Raw genomic sequence first — 18,658 nt, forward strand, 5'->3', positions numbered from 1 at the left:
GGAGGTCAGCCCGGGAGGTCAGCCCGGGAGGTCAGCCCGGGAGGTCGGCCCGCAGCCGGGGGAGCAGCTCCTGTGCGTCCTCCTCGGTGATCTCGATCCCTATGCGCTCGCGCAGCGCCTCGGCCAGTTCCGCGGCCGTGCTCGCCGCCAGGTCCTCGGCGCGGACGCGGGCGTCGGCCGTGGTGCGCTGGGCCATCACGTGATGGACGAACGGCGAGCGGGGGCTGTTGGCGACGTAGAAGTTGGCGACCTCGAAGTCGCTGGGATAGTGCGGCTCGTCCGGGCGTAACGCGTACAGCTCGGTCGGGCCCGCGTGCAGCACCCAGAAGTCGCCGTCCCGACCCAGCCGCCACTCCCACGGGCCGGAGCGGACCGTCGCCCCGTCCTCGAAGGCGATCGGCACCACCAGCCCCTCCCCGCCGAAGCCCACGTCGGCCAGCCACGTGCGGCCGTCGGCCTCGACGGTGAGCGTGGCGTGCGAGCGCGGTAGGTGGTGCCGGCCCAGCCGGATCCTGGCCAGGTGTCGGGTCAGGGCGAAGCCGAGGCGTTCGAGCGCGGCGGCGAACAGCAGGTTCTGCTCGTGGCAGTAGCCGCCGCGCCCGCCCGTGACGAGTTTGTCCTGCAGGCTGCCCACGTCGAGGGCGACACCCCGGCCGAGGACCACGTCGAGGTTCTCGAAAGGGATGGAGCGCACGTGCGCCAGGTGCAGCGCGCGCAGCGTCTCATAGGTCGGCGCGAGCGGGCCGTCGTGTCCGATCCGGGCGAGGTACGCCTCGAGATCGAGCTTGTCGATGTCCCCTGTCATGGGATCGACGATCTCGTACGCGACGGCCCGCCCGCATCACGCGTTCACGGGATTCGCCGACAGGACGAGCCTGATGGCGAAGTTGTGGTACCCGGCGCGTTCGAACGCCCTGGCCATCGGCACGTTGCCGGAGTCGGTGTCCGCCTGGATCCGCTGGACGCCGTGCTCGGCGTGGACGCGGGTGATCTCGCCGAGCAGGTCGTCCACGTACCCGTGGCCCCGGTGCTCGGGCACCACGCCGAGGTAGCCGACCACGGGTCCGCCGTTGTTGGCCGACGGGAGGGCGACCCCGACGAGGTCCCCGCTCTTGTCGTAGGCCAGCCGCCACCACGACCGGTCGCCCGGCATGGACCGGTTGTCCCGGACGTCCTCGCGCGCCTGCTCCAGGGGGTCCATCGTGACCAGGGCCTGCCGGGTGTGGAAGTCGAGCGTCCCGACGGCCACCCGGCGGAACGCCTCCACGAACACCTCGTCGTCGTCCTCACCGCGGAAGACGAGCCGGTCGGACGGCTCGGGGACGGGACCGGCCGTCCATTCGTAGCGGAGCCGTTCCAGCTCCTCGGTCAGCCCGGCACGGCCGGCCGCCTCCCAGCGCCAGGCGATGGCCGCCGCGGCCTTCGGGTGGTCGCGCCAGCCGTTGGTGACGAACACGTGGTACTCGATCGCCTGCCCGTACGCGTCGTGGGCGCGGCGCAACAGCTCGGCGGCGAGCCCCACGCGATCGTCCACCGACGGATGGACGTAGACGCAGTCGAGCGCGAGTGGTTTGTCCCCGTCGGGGAAGCCCCACCAGACGGCGCGGGCCAGGATCTCGCCGTCGTCGGCGACGGCGAGCCAGATGCGGTCGTATCGATAGTTGCCGCTCTCCAGGAACGAGAGCAGGCGTTCCGGATGCGCCCAGCTGATGGACTCGTCGACGACGCAGCCGAGCAGGCGGTCTAGATCATCCTCGACCGCGGTACGGAACAACACATTTCCTCCGAGAAGTAGAAGCGGGCGCAGTGAGCGCCCAAAGTAGTGCCGAGCATCTCATCGCCTCCTTTCTTCCGACTTTTCGGCGTCAGAGGGCACTGTAGCGGAAATATCGCGACAGGATGGGCTCGTGAGGTCCTACGACGACGACGCCCTGCCCCTGCAGCCCCCGATCCGGCTGCCCGAGGAGGCCACCCTCGCGGCGGCCGTCCGTGCCGCTCCCCAGGCCGGGGAGCTGAAGCCGGAGGGCTCCGACGCGGAGGTGCTGGCCTTCTGGGCGGACCACTGCCGCGAACGGCTGGCCGCCGACGAGGGGCTGCTGCTGGAGCTCATCAGGATGTTCCTGTCGCGCGAGCCGCATCCGGGCAAGGTGCCCGAGGAGCTGACCGGGCTGGGCCTGGTACGCCAGGCGGAGCCGTACACGCTGAGCTGGCTCGGCCTGTGGGCGGCGCGGCTGGTCATCGCGGAGACCACCGGGCAGGAGGTGCCGGTCATCGGGTCGCTCGTGGACGCCGACGCCGCGACGCTGCTGCACGGCCTGCGCTCCTACCCGGAGACGGAACGCGGCGAGGAACTCGCCGGGTGGCTCAAGGGCCGGGACACGGACGCGGCGGCGGCCGAGATCGCCTCGGCGCTGGCCACGGTGAGCCCGCTCAGCCGGGCGGTCGGCGTGGAACTGCTGTCGTCGGACTTCGGCGAGGACGGGAAGCGGGCGCTGGCCGGGCTGCTGGAGGAGCCCGGGCTCGGGGCGGTGATCGCCACCAGGACGGAGCGCGAGGACCGCCCGACCGCCCCGGAGGAGATCGCCTGGGTGTTCGTGGACATGGCGGCGGCCCTGCTGGAGTTCGGGGGCGAGGCGGGCGAGGTGATCGAGTCGATCGCCATGGGGATGGACGCGGAGGAGCAGGCGGGGACGATCGCGATCCTGGCGTTCGGGGACCATCCGTGGACGGGGCAGGTACTGCGGGCGCTCATCGACCACCACCCCGACGAGCGCGTCGCCGCCGCGGCCCGCAAGGCCCTGCGACGGCTGCACGGGCTCGCGGACCTGCGCGACTGACCAGCGGCGGCGCGACGGCTGCACGGGCTCGCGGTTCTGCGCGGCTGACCAGCGGCGGCGCGTGGCCGGCGCTCGTGGCCGGTGGGCGAGGCCGGTGGGCGAGGCCGGTGGACCCGAGGACGGCCCGGGGCGCCGGGTGCCCGGGACTGCGGCGGGCGGCGGTAGAGTCGGCCCGGTGACGACGCATGCGATCTTCCCGCAGACCGGCATCCTGGGTGAGGCGTTCGCCTGCGAGTGCGGCGCCGTGCTCGCCGGGCGGATGACGGCCGAGTTGCACGCCGCCGAGAACGGCCTGTGCTCGGTCTGCCTCGGATCCGGTCAGGAGGAAATGGCGCCCGGGCTGACGCACGGCTGCAGCGCGTGCGCGGCCACCGGGGGCCGCAAGGAGCAGGTCATCTGGCAGCTCGCCTACGCCGAGGCCGAGCACCGCATCACGCTCGCCGTCGTACGCGGGATCGTGGCGAACTTCGACGGGCCGTTCCACCTGTCGGAGGCCGCCGACGCGGTGCGGGCCGGGATGGGGCTGCCCGCCGGACGGCTGCCGGTCGGCCCGCGGGTGCGCGACCTGCTGCTGGAGATGCAGGCCGCGGGCGAGATCACCATGCTGTCGGCGCCGGACGAGATGATCGGCTCGGACATGGTCCTCTACCGCGACCCCCAGTGGCAGCGGGCCCGCACCCTGGGCCTCTGACCCCCGCACGTGCCGGAGACGCGCGTCCGGGGACGCGACCGCACCCGTTGACGCGACCGCACCCGTTGACGCGCGCCCGTTGACCCGCGGCGGCGGGTGCCGTCAGGCGCGGCAGACGATCTCGCCGTGGGCGATGGACAGCCAGCCGTCCTCGGCCTCGGCCCACTTCAGCCACCCCTGCGAGATCCACCGCAGGTCGGCCTCCGTGGCGGCGCCGGTCGACAGCGCCTGCTCGGCCATGGCGGAGCGCAGGATCCGGTCCGCCCACATCCCGCCCCACCAGGCCCGGTCCTCCGGCGTGGCGAAACACCACGTCGAGGAGGTGGCGGTGACGTCGGTGAAGCCCGCCGCCCTGGCCCAGGACAGCAGCCGCCGCCCCGCGTCCGGCTCGCCGCCGTTGGCCCGCGCGAGCTTCTGGTACAGCGTCATCCACTCCTCCAGCTCCGGCAGCAGCGGATACCAGGCGAAGGCCGCGTAGTCGCTGTCGCGCGCCGCCACGTACCCCGTCGGCTTGGTCACCCGGCGCATCTCCCGCAGCGCCCGCACCGGGTCGCCGACGTGCTGCAGCACCTGGTGCGCGTGGACCACGCAGAACGTGTCGTCGGGGAAGTCCAGGTCGTGCACATCCGCGACGGCGAAGTCGACGTTGTCCAGCCCTCTGGCGGCGATCTCGGCCCTGGACAGCTCGAGCGTCTGCTCGCTCACCTCCGACGCCGTCAGGTGGCCGACCAGGCCCGCCAGGTCGGCGGCGATCGTGCCGGGGCCGCTGCCCACGTCCAGCACCTTCATGTGCGGCTTGAGGTGGGGCAGCAGGTACGCGGCCGAGTTCTGGGCGGTGCGCCAGCGGTGCGAGCGCAGCACGGACTCATGGTGGCCATGCGTGTAGACGGCGTCCATCGGCAAACTCCTTCGTTTCGCTCCGACGCCGATCACTCTAGCCGTTGTCTCACGATTCAAGAAGAAATGTCTTGAATATTGAGACATCGAGAGACCGTAAACTCTGTTGCGCAACGTTCGCAATTTCGGAGAGAGGCGTTGGTCGTGGGAGAGGTCCGGCCGATCGTGCACGTCGGAGATCCGGTGCTGCATCACCCGTGCGAGCCGGTCACCCGGTTCGACGACGCGCTGGCGGCGCTGGTGGAGGACATGTTCGCGAGCATGTACGCGGCGGAGGGCGTGGGCCTGGCCGCCAACCAGATCGGCGTGGCCCTGCGCGTGTTCGTCTACGACTGCCCGGACGCCGACGGCGAGCACCACAAGGGCGTCGTGGTCAACCCCACCCTGGAGCTCCCCGGGGTGGGCGAGCGCCACCTCGACGCGGGTGACGAGGGCTGCCTGTCGGTGCCCGGCCAGTACGCGCCGCTCCCCCGCCCCGACCACGCCACCGTGCACGGGTTCGACGCCGCCGGGGAGCCCGTCACGGTCGAGGGGACGGGGCTGCTGGCCCGCTGCCTCCAGCACGAGACCGACCACCTCGACGGCTACCTGTACATCGACCGCCTTCCCGCCAAACGCCGCAAGCGGGTGCTGGCCTCCTATGAGGAGGCCCGCTCCACTATCGCAGACAAAGCATCGCTATAGTGGAGGAATGGAAGGCGAAGGGGTCCTGTCGAGCGGCCTGTCGATGGCCGAGCTCGGGCTGCGGATCCGCACGGAGCGGCGGGCGCGCGGGCTGACCGTCGAACGGCTGGCCGCGCTGGGCGGCATCAGCCGCAGCATGGTCTCGGAGGTCGAGCGGGGCACCAAGACCCCGACGGTGCTGGTGCTCGACCGGCTGGCCACGGCGCTCGGCACGTCGATCGCCCGGCTGCTCGACGAGCCGGCGCACTCGGCGATGCGCGTGCTGCGCCACGCCGAGCAGCGGGTCCTGCGCGACCCGTCCGGCTGGGAGCGCCGCGTGTTGTCGCCGGTGCTGGGGGACGTGGAGTTCGAGTTCATGCGGACGACCCTCGGGCCCGGCGTGGACGCGGGCGAGTTCGCGCCGCACGCGCCGGGGTCGCGGGAGTACCTCGCGGTCGAGCGCGGCAGCCTGCGGCTGACGATCAACGGCAGGCCGTACGAGCTGGCGGCCGGCGACTCGGCCTACTACCCGGGCGACTGCCGCCACGCCTTCGCCAACGACGGAGCCGACGACTGCGTCTACTACCTGGCCATGGAGCTGGGCGGCGCCGGACAGCACGAACCCTGGAAGGAGCCCTCCGATGGCTGACCTCCGTCCCACCGACGTGGCCGCGGCGGCGGCGATCGCCGCCGAGCACCTGTCGGGCCTCGCCGAGCGACCCGTGTGGCAGCCGGTGCCGGAGGCCGAGCGCGTCTGGCTGAGTGGCCAGGAGCTGCCCGAGCGCGGGCGACCCCTCGCCGAGCTGCTCGAAGACGCCCGTGCGCATGTGCTGCCGTATCCCATGGGCAACGGCCACCCCCGCTTCTTCGGCTGGGTGAACTCCCCGCCCAACCCCGCGGGCGTGCTCGTCGAGCCGCTGGCCGCCGCCCTCAACCCGAGCTGCGCCGGCGGCGACCACGCCGGCCCCCATCTGGAGCGCGCGGTGGTGCGGTGGCTGGCCGAGCTGGTCGGGTTCCCGCACCCGCCGGGTGGCGGGCTGCTGACCAGCGGCGCCTCCGTGGCCACCGTGATCTGCCTGGCCACCGCCCGCCAGCGGGCCGCGCTCGCCGACGGCTGGGACGCCCGCGAGGAGGGCCTGTCCGGGCGGCCGCCCATGGTCATGTACGTCACCGAGGAGGGCCACAGCTGCCTGCACAAGGCCGCCCAGCTCCTCGGCCTCGGATCGCGGCAGGTCCGCGTGGTCCCGGTGGACGGCGCGTACCGCATGGACGTGGACGCGCTCCGTACCATGGTCGAGGAGGACCTGGGGAAGGGCCTGCGGCCGTTCTGCGTGGCGGGCAGCGCGGGCACCGTCAACTCCGGCGCGGTCGACCCGCTCGACGAGATCGCCGACGTGGCCGCCGAGCACGGGCTCTGGTTCCACGTGGACGGCGCGTACGGCGCGCTCGGCGTCCTGGCCGACGGCGCCGCGTCGCACTACGCGGGCCTGGAGCGGGCCGACTCGCTGGCCCTCGACCCGCACAAGTGGCTCGGCGTCCCGGTGGGCTGCGGCTGCGCCCTGCTGCGCGAGCCGGGGGCGGCGCGGGCCGCCTTCAGCCTGGTGCCGTCGTACCTGATCGACGACAACGCCGGCGATCTGGGGTGGTTCTCCGAGTACGGGCCCGAGCAGACCCGCCCGTTCCGCGCGCTGAAGACCTGGGCCACGCTGTCGCACCTGGGCCGCTCCGGCGTCGAGCGCCTGGTGAACCACACGACCGGGCTGGCCCGCACGCTCGCCGCCATGGTCGAGGAGGCCGCCGACTTCGAGCTGCTGGCGCCGGTCACCACCTCGATCACCGCGTTCCGCCACCGGCCCTACCCGGACGGGCTGGACGCGCTCAACCGGGCGATCCCGGGCGCGGTGCAGGCGCGCGGGAACGCGTTCATCACCGGCACCCGGCTGGGCGGCCGCGACGCGCTGCGCGCCTGCTTCCTGCACCCGGACACCACCGAGCGGGACCTGGCCGTCCTGCTGGAAGAGATCCGCCTGGCGGCCAAGACGCTCTAGCCGAACGCAGAGACCCGGCAAAGGCGGGTGAGCCACGCATCCGCCCGGGTAGGGGGTCGGCCGGACCGATCAGGCAGGAGGCTTCCCATGGCCGACACCGTGGCAGAGGTCATGACGTCCCACCCGGCGGCGGTCGAGGCCGACCAGCCGGTGTGCGTCGCGGCCGCGCTGATGCGCGACCACGACACGGGCGCCGTGATCGTCAACGAGAACGGGCGGATCCAGGGCATCATCACCGACCGCGACATCGCCGTGCGCGTCGTCGCGGCCGAGAAGTCCCCCCAGACGCCGGTACGCGAGGCGTGCAGCCCGTACGTCGAGGCCATCGATCCCGACACCACCATCGACCAGGCGGTGCGGATCATGCGCTCGCACGCCGTCCGCCGCCTGCCGGTGCTGGAGGACGGCCGCGCGGTCGGCATCGTCAGTCTCGGCGACCTGGCCCTGGAGCGCGACCCGCACTCGGCCCTCGCCGACATTTCGGCCGCGGAGGGCAACCAGTAACGTTTGCCGCGTGGTCACAGTCGACGATGTACGGCAGTTCGCCCGCACGCTCCCCCGCTCGTCGGAGCACCTCATCCGGGACCGGGTCAAGTTCCGCGTAGGCAAGATCGTCTATGTGGCGTTCTCGCGCGACGAGACGCTGATGGGCTTCGGCTTCCCGAAGGAGGAGCGCGCCGCGCTGGTGGCGGCCGAGCCGGACAAGTTCCTCATGCCGCGGGAGTCCGACCTGCGCTTCAACTGGGTGGTGGCGCGCATGGACGCTCTCGATCCGGCCGAGATGCGGGAGCTGGTCCTGGAGGCGTGGCGGATGTGCGTGCCGAAGAAGGTGCGCCTGGAACAGCAGGCCCAGGCCCGCTAGGTCATCGGGGTCGCAGGCCGGCGGCCAGCGCCCTCACCTCCGCGGTCGTCACCGGCTTCCCGCCGACGCCCCAGTCGCCGCTCTTGACCTCCTCCACGATGACCAGGGTCAGCGGGCGCAGGTTCTCGCCCTCGATGGCGACCATCGCGTCGGTCAGCTTCTCCACCATCTCGGCCTTCTGGGCGTCGCTGAACACGCCCTCGATGACCTTCACGTTGATCAGTGGCATGGTTCCCCCTATGGACGCCGACCTGCCCCCGCCCCAACGGGGCAAACTCGGCCGGCTGGTCGCGCTGACCACCTTGCTTCCGAGCAGCTTCTCGGTCGCCGTCCGCCCCTCGGCCGGCACCTCGTCCCAGGCGATGCGCCGGCCTCCGGTCGCGTGCGGCATGCCCGCCATCAGGAGAGGCCGCGGTACAGCTCGCCCGTCAGCTTGGTGACGCGGGTGACCGAGGAGGCCCAGGTGCCGCCCGCGGGGTGCGCCGTCAGCACCGCCATGACGTACCGCTCGTTCTTGCCGACCAGCCCCGTCGTGTGCAGCACGGGGCGGCCGTAGTCGGGCACGCCCGAGCCGGTGGCGCGCTGGGCGATCCACGAGATGGGCGCCCCGACCGCCCTGGCGCCGGAGCACCGCGTGGGCGGCGTGTTGCCGAACCCGGACCAGCCCTGCTTGACCGCCCACGGCCGGGGCACCGCGCCGGGGATGCCGAACGTCTGGTCGAAGCCGTCGGTGCCGCACGGCGTGGACTGCCGCAGGTGCCCCAGGATCGTGTCGCGGACCCTGGGCTCGGCCCTGTCGAGCAGGTAGCGGTAGGTGCGCACGATGTCGTACGCGCTCAGCGAGGTGTAGCCCCAGAAGCCGGGCTTGGAGGCGGGCGGCGGCGCGGTGTCGGACAGGCCGAGCTTGCGCGCCATCCGCACGATGATCTGCCCCTTGCCGGAGCGGTCCCAGAACGCCGAGGCCGCGTCGTCGTCGCTGGAGCGCAGCATGACCTTCAGCAGCCGGGCGTCGGCGGCCGGCACGCTCTTGCGCCGCTCCAGGTAGTCGATCGCGATGAGGATCTTGACGACCGAGGCCGAGCGGAACTTCCGGTGCGCGTTGCGCGTGGCCACGAACTTGCCCGCCTGCCGGTCGAACACCAGCCACGACGCCGTCGTGCCCGCGGGCACCCGCGGGGCGGCCTGGGCGGGCGTGGCGAGCCCGACGACAAGGGGGAGGGCCGCGACCGCGGCGGCCAGGGGCTTGCTTCGCATTCGCCTATACCTACCAAGCCTTGACCCGGCCAACAAAGCGGGTATAAACAAAGATGAAACCAACCCGAAACGGCGGTGAACCAACATCATGTACGCCGAGGAGCGGCAGCAGGAGATCCTGCGGAGGGCGCGCGCCGCGGGCCGCGTCGACGTGGTGACGCTGGCCGCCGAGCTCGACGTGACCACCGAGACGATCCGCCGCGACCTGACGTCGCTGGAGCGGGCGGGCGTGCTGCGCCGGGTGCACGGGGGCGCGATCCCCGTCGAGCGCCTCGGGTTCGAGCCCGCGCTGGCCGCCCGCGACGAGGTGATGACGGCCGAGAAGGAGCGCATCGCCAAGGCCGCGCTGGCCGAGCTGCCCGAGGACGGTTCCGTGATCATCGACGCGGGCACCACGACGGGCCGGCTGGTCCAGGTGCTGCCCGCCGACCGCGAGCTCACCGTCGTGGTGAACTCGCCGCCGCTGGCCACCGCCCTGGCCGCCCGCGCCAACCTGCACGTGATCATGCTGGGCGGCCGGGTGCGCGGCAAGACGCTCGCCACGGTCGACGACTGGGCGCTGCGCCCGCTGGCCGACCTCAACGTGGACGTGGCCTTCATGGCGGCCAACGGCTGCTCGCTCACCAGGGGCCTGACCACGCCCGACCCGGCGGAGGCGGCGATCAAGCGGGCCATGGTCCAGGCCGCCCAGCGCAGCGTGCTGCTGGCCGACCACACGAAGTTCACCAACACGTACCTGGCCAGGTTCGCCGGGCTGGACGAGATCGACGTGCTCATCACCGACACCGGGCTGGACGTCGCCCTCGCCGCCGACCTGGCGGCGGCGGGCCCGGAGGTGATCCGGGCGTGATCCTGACCCTGACCCTGAACCCCAGCCTCGACCGCACCATCGAGATCGCCGCGCTCGACCGGGGCGCCGTCATCCGCGCCGCCGCCGCCCACCTCGACCCGGGCGGCAAGGGCGTGAACGTCTCGCGCGCGCTGCTGGCCAACGCCGTGGCGAGCCGGGCGGTGGTGCCGTTCGGCGGCGACGAGGGCAGGCAGCTCGTACGGCTCCTCGCGGCCGAGGGGCTCGACATGGTCACCGTCCCGGTGGCCGGCCCCACCAGGTCGAACGTCACCCTGGCCGAGCCCGACGGCACCATCACCAAGATCAACGAGCCCGGCACGGCACTGTCGGCCGGCGAGCTGGACACGATCGCCGACGCCGTGCTCGACGCCGCCCACGAGGCCGACTGGGTGGTCGCCTCCGGCAGCCTGCCGCCCGAGGTGCCGGCCGACGTCTACGCCCGGCTGTGCCGCAGGTTCGCCGGGGCGGGCATCCACGTGGCCGTCGACACCAGCGGCCCCGCGCTCGCCTGCGCGCTCGGCGCCGCCCCCGCGCTGGTCAAGCCGAACCTCGAGGAGCTGTCCGCCGCCACCGGCATGCTCATCCGCTGCCTGGGCGACGTGGTCGAGGCCGCGGGCAAGCTGCGGGCCGCGGGCGCGCGTACCGTGCTGGCCAGCCTGGGCGCCGACGGCGCGGTGCTCGTCGAGGAGCAGGGCGTCTGGTACGGCGAGGCCGCCGTCACCGAGCCGCGCAGCTCCGTCGGCGCCGGCGACGCCATGCTGGCCGGTTTCCTGGCCGGCGGCGGGCGCGGCCCCGACGCGCTGGCGCGGGCGCTGGCCTGGGGCGCCGCGGCGGTCGGCCTGCCCGGCAGCCGCATGCCCGGCCCCGCCGACATCGACCCCGTCGTCGTCGCGGTCCACCCGCCCGACCCGTCCCGCCCCCTCGTCTCCCCCCTTGTCCCGCACAGCGGCTGATCAACTGCTCATCCCCCCGAAGGAGCAAGTCCATGGCCGACAGTTACACTCCCCCGGTCACCGGAACCGGTGTCAAGGCCACCATCCAGCGCATCGGCGGCCATCTGGCCGGCATGATCATGCCGAACATCGGCGCGTTCATCGCCTGGGGCCTGATCACCGCGCTGTTCATCCCGACCGGCTGGCTGCCCAACGAGACGCTCGCCAAGATGGTCGGCCCGATCATCTCGACCCTGCTGCCGATCCTCATCGCCTACACCGGCGGCCGGATGGTCCACGGGCAGCGCGGCGCGGTCGTGGGCGCGGTGGCGGTGATGGGCGTCGTGGTGGGCACGGACTCTCCGATGTTCCTCGGCGCCATGATCATCGGCCCGCTCACCGCCTTGATCCTGAAATATGTGGACAAGTTCACGGAGCAGCGGACCAAGGCCGGCTTCGAGATGCTCGTGGACAACTTCTCCGCCGGCATCGTGGGCGGCGCGATGGCCGTGGTCGGGATGTTCGGCATCGGCCCGATCGTCCAGACGGTCACCACGGCCGCGGGCAACGCGGTGAGCTGGCTCATCGGCCACAACCTGCTCCCCGTCGCCTCCGTCCTGATCGAGCCCGCCAAGGTCCTGTTCCTGAACAACGCCATCAACCACGGCGTGCTCGGCCCGCTCGGCGTCGCCCAGGCGGCGGAGACGGGCAAGTCGATCCTGTTCATGCTGGAGTCGAACCCGGGGCCCGGCCTGGGGCTGCTGCTGGCGTACCTGCTGTTCGGCCCGCGCGAGCTGCGCCCGAGCACGCCCGCCGCCATGATCATCCACTTCTTCGGCGGCATCCACGAGATCTACTTCCCGTACGTGCTCATGAAGCCCCGCCTCATCCTCGCGGTCATCGCGGGCGGCGCGGCCGGCGTGTTCACGTTCATGGTCACCGGGGCGGGCCTGGTCGCCACGCCGTCGCCGGGCAGCATCTTCGCCTACATCGCGGTCACGCCGAAGGGCGGCTGGCTCGGCTCCAGCCTGGGGATCCTCGTGGCCACGGGCGTCTCGTTCGCCGTCGCCGCGATCCTGCTCGGCTTCGGCAGGGGCGAGAGGAAGGGCGAGCCGGAGGGCTCGCAGGAAGCCGCCACCGAACCCGCCGCCACACCCACCGCCGAACGGACCGCCGCACCCGCCACCGAACCCGCAAACAGGGAGGCCTGAGCCATGGCCGGCATCGACAGCAAGGACATCCACAAGATCATCGTGGCCTGCGACGCGGGGATGGGCAGCAGCGTGATGCTCGCCTCCACGCTGCGCAAGCAGCTCAAGGACACCGGCGTCAGCGTCGAGCACACACCCGTCAACTCCATCCCCGACGACGCCGACGTGGTCCTGTGCCACGCCGGGCTGGCCGCCCGCGCCAGGGCCGCCGCCCCCGGGAAGGTCCTGGTCCCGTTCCAGATCTTCCTCGGTGACCCGGCGGTGACCCGGCTGGTGAACACCATCAAGAACGGCGGCACCGTCGATGCGTGACGGCCTGCTCGACCCGCGGGCCGTGCTGCTGCACGAGAGCGCCCCCGACCGCGCCGCGGCCATCCGCCGGTGCGGGCGGGCGCTGGTCGAGGTGGGAGCGGTCGCGGAGCCGTACGTCGAGGCGATGCTCGAACGGGAGCGGACGATCTCCACGTACGTCGGCGAGGGCGTGGCCATCCCCCACGGGACCAACGCCTCCAAGGAGGACGTCAGGCGCGACGCCATCTGCGTGGTGCGCTTCCCCGGCGGCGTCGACTGGGACGGCGAGCAGGTCACGCTCTGCGTCGGCATCGCGGCCAAGAATGACGGGCACGTGCCGCTGCTGGCAGCCCTGGCCGAGATCCTGCTCGACCCCGACCGCGCCAGGACGCTGCGCGAGGCCACCGAAGTCTCACAAGTGATGAAGGAGCTCACAGCGTGAAAGTCGCCAGATTCCACGCTCCCGGCGACATCCGGATCGAGGACGCGCCCGAGCCCGTCGCCGGGCCCGGCGAGCTGAAGATCCGCGTACGGAACTGCTCGACGTGCGGCACGGACGCCAAGATCCTCAAGTTCGGGCACCACCACATCAGGCCGCCGCGCGTGATGGGCCACGAGATCGCCGGCGAGGTCGTCGGCACGGGCGAGCGGGTGCAGGTGATCGCCGCGATCCCGTGCGGCACCTGCCCGGAGTGCCGGCGGGGCCGCCTGACCGTCTGCCCGAACCAGGAGTCGATGGGCTACCACTACGACGGCGGCTTCGCCGAGTACATGGTGATCCCGGCCAAGGTGCTGGCCGTGAACGGCGTCAACGCCATCCCGCCGGGCGTCGGCTTCGCCGAGGCGTCGGTGGCCGAGCCCCTCGCCTGCGTGCTCAACGGGCAGTCGCTGGCGCGCGTGGGGGCGGGCGACGACGTGGTGGTGATGGGCGCGGGCCCGATCGGCTGCCTGCACGTACGCCTCGCGCGGGCCCGCGGCGCCGCCCGCGTCTTCCTCGTGGACGTCAACCCGCAGCGCCTGGCGATGGCCGCCGAGCTGGTACGCCCGGACGCGGCGATCGACGCGGACCCGGTCGAGCAGGTGCTCAAGCTGACCGGCGGGCGCGGCGCCGACGTGGTGATCACGGCGGCGGCCTCGGGGGCGGCACAGGCGCAGGCGGTACGGATGGCGGCCCGGCAGGGGCGCATCAGCTTCTTCGGCGGCCTGCCCAAGGACGACCCGCTCGTCACCCTGGACTCCAACCTCGTGCACTACCGGGAGCTGACCATCGTCGGCGCCAACGGCTCCAGTCCCGCCCACAACGCCGAGGCGCTGCGGCTCGTAGCCTCGGGGGACGTGGTGGTGTCCGACCTCATCACCCACCGGCTGCCGCTGCCCCGGGCGCTCGACGGGATCGACCTCGTCAGCAGGGGCGCGGCCATCAAGGTCACTATTGAGCCCTAGGAGGTTCGAGATGGCACAGCGAACGGTGATCGTGGCCTCTGCCAGCGGCCTGCACGCCCGGCCGGCCAAGCTGTTCGTGCAGGCGGCGGCGCGGCTGGGGGTGCCGGTGACTGTGCGGCTCGGGGAGAAGGCGGTCCCGGCGAAGAGCATGCTCGGCGTGCTGTCGCTGGGGGCCGCGCACGGCGCTGAGGTGACGCTGGAGGCGGACGGACCGGGGGCGGAGGAGGCGCTGGACTCGCTGGTGGCGCTGCTCTCACGCGACCTCGACGCGGAAGAGGCCCTCGATGCCTGACCCGACCCCTCCCGGCAGCGGCCGTCCCGACCCGGCCCCGCCGGGCAGCGGCCGTCCCGACCCGGCCCCGTCGGACAGCGGCCGTCCTGACCTGGCCCCGTCGGGCAGCGGTCCCTGGGCGGGTGCCGGCGGGCGCCTGATCGGCCTCGGGGTCAGCCGGGGGCGGGCGGCGGGGCCGGTGATGCGGATGGCCGCCCCTCCGACGCTGCCCCCGCCGCGCCCCGGCACCGACGCCGCCACCGGCCCCCGGACCGACTCCGGGACCGACCCCGCCGCCGAGGCGTCCGCCGTCGCCGCTGCCCTGGAGGCGGTCGCCGCCGACCTCAACCGCCGCGCCGCCGACGCCTCAGGGGAGGCGGCGGACATCCTCGAGGCGCTGGCCATGATCGCCGACGACCCGATGCTGCTGGAGGACGCCCAGGAGCGGGCCCGGGCGGGCATGGACGCCGCCCACGCCCTGGACGCGGCCTTCGCGCAGCACCGCGACACGCTGGCCGCGCTCGGCGGCTACCTGGCCGAGCGCGCCGCCGACCTCGACGACCTCAAACACCGGGCCGTGGCGTTCGCGCTCGGCCTCCCCATGCCGGGGCTCCCCTCCCCCGGCCACCCGTACGTGCTGGTGGCCGAGGACCTCTCCCCCGCCGACACCGCGGGCCTGGGCCCGGACGTGCTGGCGCTGGTGACCGAGCGGGGCGGGCCGACGAGCCACACCGCGATCCTGGCCCGCGGCAGGGGCCTGCCCGCCGTGGTGGCCTGCAAGGGGATCATGGACGTCCCGGACGGCACCGTGGTCGGCGTGGACGGCGGCACCGGCGAGCTCGCCGTCGGCCTCACCGAGGAGGAGGCGGCCGAGGTCCAGGAGGCCGACCGCGCGGAGCGGGCCAGGCTGGCGGCCGGCCGGGGTCCGGGCCGTACGGCGGACGGTCACCCGGTGAAGCTGCTGCTCAACATCGGCTCGGCCGAGGACCTGCGGCCGGGCGCCGAGGGGGTCGGGCTGTTCAGGACGGAGTTCCTGTTCCTGGACCGTACGACGGCGCCGGCGTACGAGGAGCAGGTGGCCGCGTCCGCGGAAGTGTTCGCCCAGGCGGAGAGCGTGATCGTGCGGACGCTCGACGCGGGCACCGACAAGCCCCTGCCCTTCCTCGGCCTGCCCGGCGAGCCGAACCCGGCCCTCGGCGTGCGCGGCCTGCGCGTGGACCGGCTGCTGCCGGACGTCCTGGACACCCAGCTCGACGCCATCGCCGAGGCGGCCCGCAAGACGGGCGCGCAGGCGTGGGTGATGGCGCCGATGGTCACCACGATGGCGGAGGCGACCGGGTTCGCGCGGCGCGCCCGTGCCAAGGGCATCGCCAGGGTGGGCGCGATGATCGAGGTCCCGGCGGCGGCGCTGCGGGCCGGGCGGCTGCTGCAGGCGGTGGACTTCCTCAGCATCGGCACCAACGACCTGGCCCAGTACACCTTCGCCGCCGACCGCCAGCACTCCGCCCTCGCCGACCTGCTCGACCCGCGCCAGCCCGCGCTGCTGGAGCTGATCGCCATGTGCGCGGCGGCGGGGCAGGAGGCGGGCAAACCGGTCGGGGTGTGCGGGGAGGCGGCCGGAGACCCGCTGCTCGCGCCCCTGCTGGTGGGGCTCGGCGTGACCAGCCTGTCCATGGCCCCGGTGTGCGTACCCGCCGTACGCGAGGCGCTGGCGGGCCTCACGCTGGCCGAATGCCGCGAACGCGCCACCGCGGCCCGCGCCTGACCGCCCACCGGCTCGGCCCCCGGCACCGACGGCCGCCTACCTCCCCGCTAAGGCCGCCACCTCCCCCTGGAGGCCGCCCGCCTCCCCCGAAGGACACCAGCGGTCAGGTGGTGGGCTGTGGGGCGGTGGCGCGGAAGGTGAGGTGGTCGCCCTCGACGTCCGCCGACACCCTGCCCCCCTCCTCGGCCTCGCCGGTCAGCAGCATCGTGGCCAGCCGGTTGTCCACCTCCCGCTGCACCGTGCGGCGCAGCGGCCGGGCGCCGAACTCGGGCTGGTAGCCGCGCTCGGCCAGCCAGTCCTTGGCCGCGTCCGTGACCTCCAGCGTGATGCCCTGCCCGCGCAGCCGCTGCCGGGTGCGCTCCAGCATCAGGTCCACGATCTGGCGCAGCTGCTCCCTCTCCAGCCGCTTGAAGATGATCGTCTCGTCGATGCGGTTGAGCAGCTCCGGCCGGAGCGAGTGCCGCAGCAGGTCCATGAGCCGGTCCTCGAGCTCCTTGACGTCGCCCGGCGAATCCAGGATCAGCTGGGCGCCGATGTTGCTGGTCATGATGACGATCGTGTTGGTGAAGTCGACCGTGCGGCCCTGGCCGTCGGTGAGGCGGCCGTCGTCGAGCATCTGCAGCAGGATGTTCATGACGTCCGGGTGAGCCTTCTCGATCTCGTCCAGCAGGATCACGCCGTGCGGGCGGCGGCGGACGGCCTCGGTGAGCTGGCCGGCCTCCTCGTACCCGACATATCCGGGCGGCGCGCCGATGAGGCGGGAGACCGTGTGCCGCTCCTGGAACTCGCTCATGTCGATGCGCACCATGTGGTCCTCGCCGCCGAACAGCGCCGCGGCCAGCACCCTGGCCAGCTCCGTCTTGCCGACCCCCGTCGGGCCGAGGAACAGGAAGCTGCCGATCGGGCGGTTCGGGTCCTTCAGGCCCGCCCGCGCCCTGCGCACGGCCTCGGCGATGGCGGTGACGGCCTCGTCCTGGCCGATCACGCGCTCGTGCAGGTGCTCCTCCAGGCGCATCAGGCGCTCGCGCTCCTGCTGGGTGAGCTGCGTGACCGGGATGCCGGTGCGGCGGGAGACGATCTCGGCGATGTCCTCGACCGTGACCAGGGGCACGCTGTCCGTGCCGTGCCTGGCGCGTTCGACCTCCGGCCTGATCTTGTCGATCTGCGTGGTGAGGTCCTTGGCCCGGTCGAAGTCCTCGGCGGAGACGGCCTGGTCCTTGTCCCGGCGCAGCGCGTCGAGCCGCTCCTCCAGCTCCCGCACGTCGGCGCCGGGCGTGCGCGAGCGCAGCCGCACCCTGGCGCCGGCCTGGTCCATGAGGTCGATGGCCTTGTCGGGCAGGAACCGGTCGGAGACGTAGCGGTCGGACAGGTTCGCGGCCGCGTCGAGCGCCTCGTCGGTGATGCGGACCTGGTGGTGCGCCTCGTAGGCGTCCCGCAGCCCGGCCAGGATCTCGACCGTCTCCTCCACGGTCGGCTCGGCGACCAGGATGGGCTGGAAGCGGCGTTCGAGGGCGGCGTCCTTCTCGATGTTCTTGCGGTACTCGTCGATCGTGGTGGCCGCGATGACGTGCAGCTCGCCGCGGGCCAGGGCGGGCTTGAGGATGTTGGCCGCGTCCATGGCGCCCTCGGCGGCGCCGGCGCCGACCAGGTTGTGGACCTCGTCGATGAAGACGACGATCTCGTCGGAGTGCGCGCGCACCTCGTCGATGACCTTCTTGATGCGCTCCTCGAACTCGCCCCGGTACTTCGTCCCGGCCACCATGCCGGTCAGGTCGAGGCCGACGACCCGCCGGTCCTTCAGCGTGTCGGGGACGCTGTTGTTCACGATGCGCTGGGCGATGCCCTCGACGATCGCGGTCTTGCCGACGCCCGGCTCGCCGATCAGGCACGGGTTGTTCTTGGTGCGGCGCGACAGCACCTCGATGGCCTGCTCGATCTCCTCCTCGCGGCCCACGACCGGGTCGAGCCTGCCCTGCCTGGCCTCCTCGGTCATGTCCCTGCCGTACTCGTCGAGCGTCGGCGTGTCGCTCTGGCCTCGCGTCTCGCCGTCGACTCTGCGCGGGACGCCCATCATGGCCTCCTGCAGCTCGTTCGCGGAGACGCCCTGATCCTGGAGGATCCGGGCGGCGCTGGAGTCGGGGCGCGCGGCGATCGCGAGCAGCAGGTGCTCGGGCCCGATGTACGACGACCGCAGGGCACGCGAGATCCGCTGGGCGTCGAGGATGGCCCTCTTGGCGGCCGGTGAGAGCGTGGCAGGCGGCTCGCCGGCCTCGCCGGGCCCGGCCACCTCGTCGATGCGGTCGCGCACCCGGCCCACGTCCACCCCGGCCGTGCGCAGCGTGTTGCGGACGGCGTCGTCCTCCGTCAGGGCGTCGAGGATGTCGAGCACGTCCAGGTCGGGGGCGCCGCGCTGACCGGCGGCGTCCATGGCCCGCGCCAGGACCTCCCTCGCAGAGGCGGACAGCAGCCGGCCGACGTCCACGCGCTGCACGCCGGGCCGGGTCGGCGGCCAGGTCTCCATGCCGCCGAACACCCGGCCCGTGAGCTCTTCGAACCCTCTGAACGGGTCCCCGCCGAAAAACGACATAGCATGTCCCCCCTCGATTCGGGGGACTCCTACCGCGGATGCCGAACGTCACACCC

Annotated in this window: 21 protein-coding genes; 15 read left to right on the forward strand and 6 right to left on the reverse strand. The window is 73.0% G+C overall.

Going from position 1 to position 18,658, the window contains the following annotated elements:
• Nucleotides 1-31 precede the first annotated feature (31 nt).
• Together ACFKCF_RS44195 and ACFKCF_RS44200 are read right to left on the reverse strand one after the other, a co-directional pair.
• The gene (locus tag ACFKCF_RS44195; RefSeq protein WP_394501356.1) at nucleotides 32-805 is read right to left on the reverse strand and encodes an arylamine N-acetyltransferase; all 774 of its coding nucleotides are present in this window, start codon (nucleotides 803-805) and stop codon (nucleotides 32-34) included.
• Between the two features lie 36 nt (nucleotides 806-841).
• Nucleotides 842-1,777 (reverse strand): GNAT family N-acetyltransferase, encoded by a 936-nt coding sequence (locus ACFKCF_RS44200; RefSeq protein WP_394501357.1) that lies wholly within the window; start codon nucleotides 1,775-1,777, stop codon nucleotides 842-844.
• A gap of 130 nt (nucleotides 1,778-1,907) precedes the next feature.
• On the opposite strand from ACFKCF_RS44200, the gene ACFKCF_RS44205 reads away from it, so the two are divergent.
• Entirely contained in the window at nucleotides 1,908-2,837 is a 930-nt protein-coding gene (locus tag ACFKCF_RS44205) for a hypothetical protein (RefSeq protein WP_394501358.1), read from the forward strand.
• 175 nt (nucleotides 2,838-3,012) lie between these two features.
• Nucleotides 3,013-3,528, forward strand: a complete 516-nt coding sequence (locus tag ACFKCF_RS44210; RefSeq protein WP_394501359.1) for a hypothetical protein — start codon at nucleotides 3,013-3,015, stop codon at nucleotides 3,526-3,528.
• Between the two features lie 102 nt (nucleotides 3,529-3,630).
• Here ACFKCF_RS44210 and ACFKCF_RS44215 read toward each other — a convergent pair whose 3' ends face one another.
• Nucleotides 3,631-4,425, reverse strand: coding sequence for a class I SAM-dependent methyltransferase (locus ACFKCF_RS44215; RefSeq protein ID WP_394501360.1), 795 nt, complete (start codon nucleotides 4,423-4,425; stop codon nucleotides 3,631-3,633).
• A 144-nt stretch (nucleotides 4,426-4,569) separates the two neighbouring features.
• On the opposite strand from ACFKCF_RS44215, the gene def reads away from it, so the two are divergent.
• The 5 genes from def to ACFKCF_RS44240 all read left to right on the forward strand — a co-directional run bounded on the left by def (nucleotide 4,570) and on the right by ACFKCF_RS44240 (nucleotide 7,998).
• Nucleotides 4,570-5,109, forward strand: a complete 540-nt coding sequence (gene def, locus ACFKCF_RS44220; protein WP_394501361.1) for a peptide deformylase — start codon at nucleotides 4,570-4,572, stop codon at nucleotides 5,107-5,109.
• Between the two features lie 7 nt (nucleotides 5,110-5,116).
• Nucleotides 5,117-5,737: a helix-turn-helix domain-containing protein gene (locus ACFKCF_RS44225; protein ID WP_394501362.1), complete on the forward strand. Its 621-nt coding sequence runs from the start codon at nucleotides 5,117-5,119 to the stop codon at nucleotides 5,735-5,737.
• Nucleotides 5,730-7,136 carry a pyridoxal phosphate-dependent decarboxylase family protein gene (locus ACFKCF_RS44230; RefSeq protein WP_394501364.1) on the forward strand — a complete coding sequence of 469 codons (1,407 nt, stop codon included), beginning with the start codon at nucleotides 5,730-5,732 and terminating at the stop codon, nucleotides 7,134-7,136. The genes ACFKCF_RS44225 and ACFKCF_RS44230 overlap by 8 nt, the downstream gene beginning before the upstream one ends.
• Before the next feature lie 87 nt (nucleotides 7,137-7,223).
• Nucleotides 7,224-7,640, forward strand: coding sequence for a CBS domain-containing protein (locus ACFKCF_RS44235; RefSeq protein WP_394501365.1), 417 nt, complete (start codon nucleotides 7,224-7,226; stop codon nucleotides 7,638-7,640).
• A 10-nt stretch (nucleotides 7,641-7,650) separates the two neighbouring features.
• Nucleotides 7,651-7,998: an MmcQ/YjbR family DNA-binding protein gene (locus tag ACFKCF_RS44240; protein WP_394501366.1), complete on the forward strand. Its 348-nt coding sequence runs from the start codon at nucleotides 7,651-7,653 to the stop codon at nucleotides 7,996-7,998.
• A gap of 1 nt (nucleotide 7,999) precedes the next feature.
• Here the strand turns inward: ACFKCF_RS44240 and ACFKCF_RS44245 are convergent, their stop codons facing one another.
• Together ACFKCF_RS44245 and ACFKCF_RS44250 are read right to left on the reverse strand one after the other, a co-directional pair.
• The gene (locus ACFKCF_RS44245; RefSeq protein WP_394501367.1) at nucleotides 8,000-8,389 is read right to left on the reverse strand and encodes a 4-oxalocrotonate tautomerase family protein; all 390 of its coding nucleotides are present in this window, start codon (nucleotides 8,387-8,389) and stop codon (nucleotides 8,000-8,002) included.
• A gap of 8 nt (nucleotides 8,390-8,397) precedes the next feature.
• Nucleotides 8,398-9,252 carry a hypothetical protein gene (locus ACFKCF_RS44250; RefSeq protein WP_394501368.1) on the reverse strand — a complete coding sequence of 285 codons (855 nt, stop codon included), beginning with the start codon at nucleotides 9,250-9,252 and terminating at the stop codon, nucleotides 8,398-8,400.
• An 88-nt stretch (nucleotides 9,253-9,340) separates the two neighbouring features.
• Here ACFKCF_RS44250 and ACFKCF_RS44255 point away from each other — a divergent pair, with 88 nt between their 5' ends.
• From ACFKCF_RS44255 to ptsP, 8 genes are read left to right on the forward strand one after another with little or no spacing between them, the layout of a single operon-like run.
• Nucleotides 9,341-10,102, forward strand: coding sequence for a DeoR/GlpR family DNA-binding transcription regulator (locus ACFKCF_RS44255; protein ID WP_394501369.1), 762 nt, complete (start codon nucleotides 9,341-9,343; stop codon nucleotides 10,100-10,102).
• Entirely contained in the window at nucleotides 10,099-11,055 is a 957-nt protein-coding gene (pfkB, locus tag ACFKCF_RS44260; RefSeq protein ID WP_394501370.1) for a 1-phosphofructokinase, read from the forward strand. The genes ACFKCF_RS44255 and pfkB overlap by 4 nt, the downstream gene beginning before the upstream one ends.
• 32 nt (nucleotides 11,056-11,087) lie before the next feature.
• Nucleotides 11,088-12,245 carry a mannitol-specific PTS transporter subunit IIC gene (mtlA, locus tag ACFKCF_RS44265; protein WP_394501371.1) on the forward strand — a complete coding sequence of 386 codons (1,158 nt, stop codon included), beginning with the start codon at nucleotides 11,088-11,090 and terminating at the stop codon, nucleotides 12,243-12,245.
• Between the two features lie 3 nt (nucleotides 12,246-12,248).
• Nucleotides 12,249-12,557 carry a PTS lactose transporter subunit IIB gene (locus ACFKCF_RS44270; protein ID WP_394501372.1) on the forward strand — a complete coding sequence of 103 codons (309 nt, stop codon included), beginning with the start codon at nucleotides 12,249-12,251 and terminating at the stop codon, nucleotides 12,555-12,557.
• Nucleotides 12,550-12,978 (forward strand): PTS sugar transporter subunit IIA, encoded by a 429-nt coding sequence (locus ACFKCF_RS44275; RefSeq protein ID WP_394501373.1) that lies wholly within the window; start codon nucleotides 12,550-12,552, stop codon nucleotides 12,976-12,978. Before ACFKCF_RS44270 ends, ACFKCF_RS44275 begins: the two co-directional genes overlap by 8 nt.
• The gene (locus ACFKCF_RS44280) at nucleotides 12,975-13,979 is read left to right on the forward strand and encodes a zinc-dependent dehydrogenase (RefSeq protein WP_394501374.1); all 1,005 of its coding nucleotides are present in this window, start codon (nucleotides 12,975-12,977) and stop codon (nucleotides 13,977-13,979) included. Before ACFKCF_RS44275 ends, ACFKCF_RS44280 begins: the two co-directional genes overlap by 4 nt.
• Nucleotides 13,980-13,989: 10 nt before the next feature.
• Nucleotides 13,990-14,271: an HPr family phosphocarrier protein gene (locus tag ACFKCF_RS44285; protein WP_394501375.1), complete on the forward strand. Its 282-nt coding sequence runs from the start codon at nucleotides 13,990-13,992 to the stop codon at nucleotides 14,269-14,271.
• A complete protein-coding gene (gene ptsP / locus ACFKCF_RS44290; RefSeq protein ID WP_394501376.1) occupies nucleotides 14,264-16,015 on the forward strand; it encodes a phosphoenolpyruvate--protein phosphotransferase in 1,752 nt (583 codons plus the stop codon). The genes ACFKCF_RS44285 and ptsP overlap by 8 nt, the downstream gene beginning before the upstream one ends.
• A gap of 103 nt (nucleotides 16,016-16,118) precedes the next feature.
• On the opposite strand, the gene ACFKCF_RS44295 is transcribed toward ptsP, so the two are convergent.
• Nucleotides 16,119-18,602: an ATP-dependent Clp protease ATP-binding subunit gene (locus ACFKCF_RS44295; RefSeq protein ID WP_394501377.1), complete on the reverse strand. Its 2,484-nt coding sequence runs from the start codon at nucleotides 18,600-18,602 to the stop codon at nucleotides 16,119-16,121.
• Between the last annotated feature and the right edge of the window lie 56 nt (nucleotides 18,603-18,658).

Source organism: Nonomuraea sp. JJY05, assembly GCF_043496855.1.
GTDB lineage: Bacteria > Actinomycetota > Actinomycetes > Streptosporangiales > Streptosporangiaceae > Nonomuraea.

Coding starts and splice junctions, on each gene's coding strand:
- ACFKCF_RS44195 (WP_394501356.1), bottom strand. CDS start 805: ATGACAGGGGACATCGACAAGCTCGATCTCGAGGCGTACCTCGCCCGG.
- ACFKCF_RS44215 (WP_394501360.1), bottom strand. CDS start 4,425: ATGGACGCCGTCTACACGCATGGCCACCATGAGTCCGTGCTGCGCTCG.
- ACFKCF_RS44225 (WP_394501362.1), top strand. CDS start 5,117: ATGGAAGGCGAAGGGGTCCTGTCGAGCGGCCTGTCGATGGCCGAGCTC.
- ACFKCF_RS44230 (WP_394501364.1), top strand. CDS start 5,730: ATGGCTGACCTCCGTCCCACCGACGTGGCCGCGGCGGCGGCGATCGCC.
- ACFKCF_RS44235 (WP_394501365.1), top strand. CDS start 7,224: ATGGCCGACACCGTGGCAGAGGTCATGACGTCCCACCCGGCGGCGGTC.
- ACFKCF_RS44245 (WP_394501367.1), bottom strand. CDS start 8,389: ATGCCGCACGCGACCGGAGGCCGGCGCATCGCCTGGGACGAGGTGCCG.
- ACFKCF_RS44250 (WP_394501368.1), bottom strand. CDS start 9,252: ATGCGAAGCAAGCCCCTGGCCGCCGCGGTCGCGGCCCTCCCCCTTGTC.
- ACFKCF_RS44255 (WP_394501369.1), top strand. CDS start 9,341: ATGTACGCCGAGGAGCGGCAGCAGGAGATCCTGCGGAGGGCGCGCGCC.
- mtlA (WP_394501371.1), top strand. CDS start 11,088: ATGGCCGACAGTTACACTCCCCCGGTCACCGGAACCGGTGTCAAGGCC.
- ACFKCF_RS44270 (WP_394501372.1), top strand. CDS start 12,249: ATGGCCGGCATCGACAGCAAGGACATCCACAAGATCATCGTGGCCTGC.
- ACFKCF_RS44275 (WP_394501373.1), top strand. CDS start 12,550: ATGCGTGACGGCCTGCTCGACCCGCGGGCCGTGCTGCTGCACGAGAGC.
- ACFKCF_RS44285 (WP_394501375.1), top strand. CDS start 13,990: ATGGCACAGCGAACGGTGATCGTGGCCTCTGCCAGCGGCCTGCACGCC.
- ptsP (WP_394501376.1), top strand. CDS start 14,264: ATGCCTGACCCGACCCCTCCCGGCAGCGGCCGTCCCGACCCGGCCCCG.
- ACFKCF_RS44295 (WP_394501377.1), bottom strand. CDS start 18,602: ATGTCGTTTTTCGGCGGGGACCCGTTCAGAGGGTTCGAAGAGCTCACG.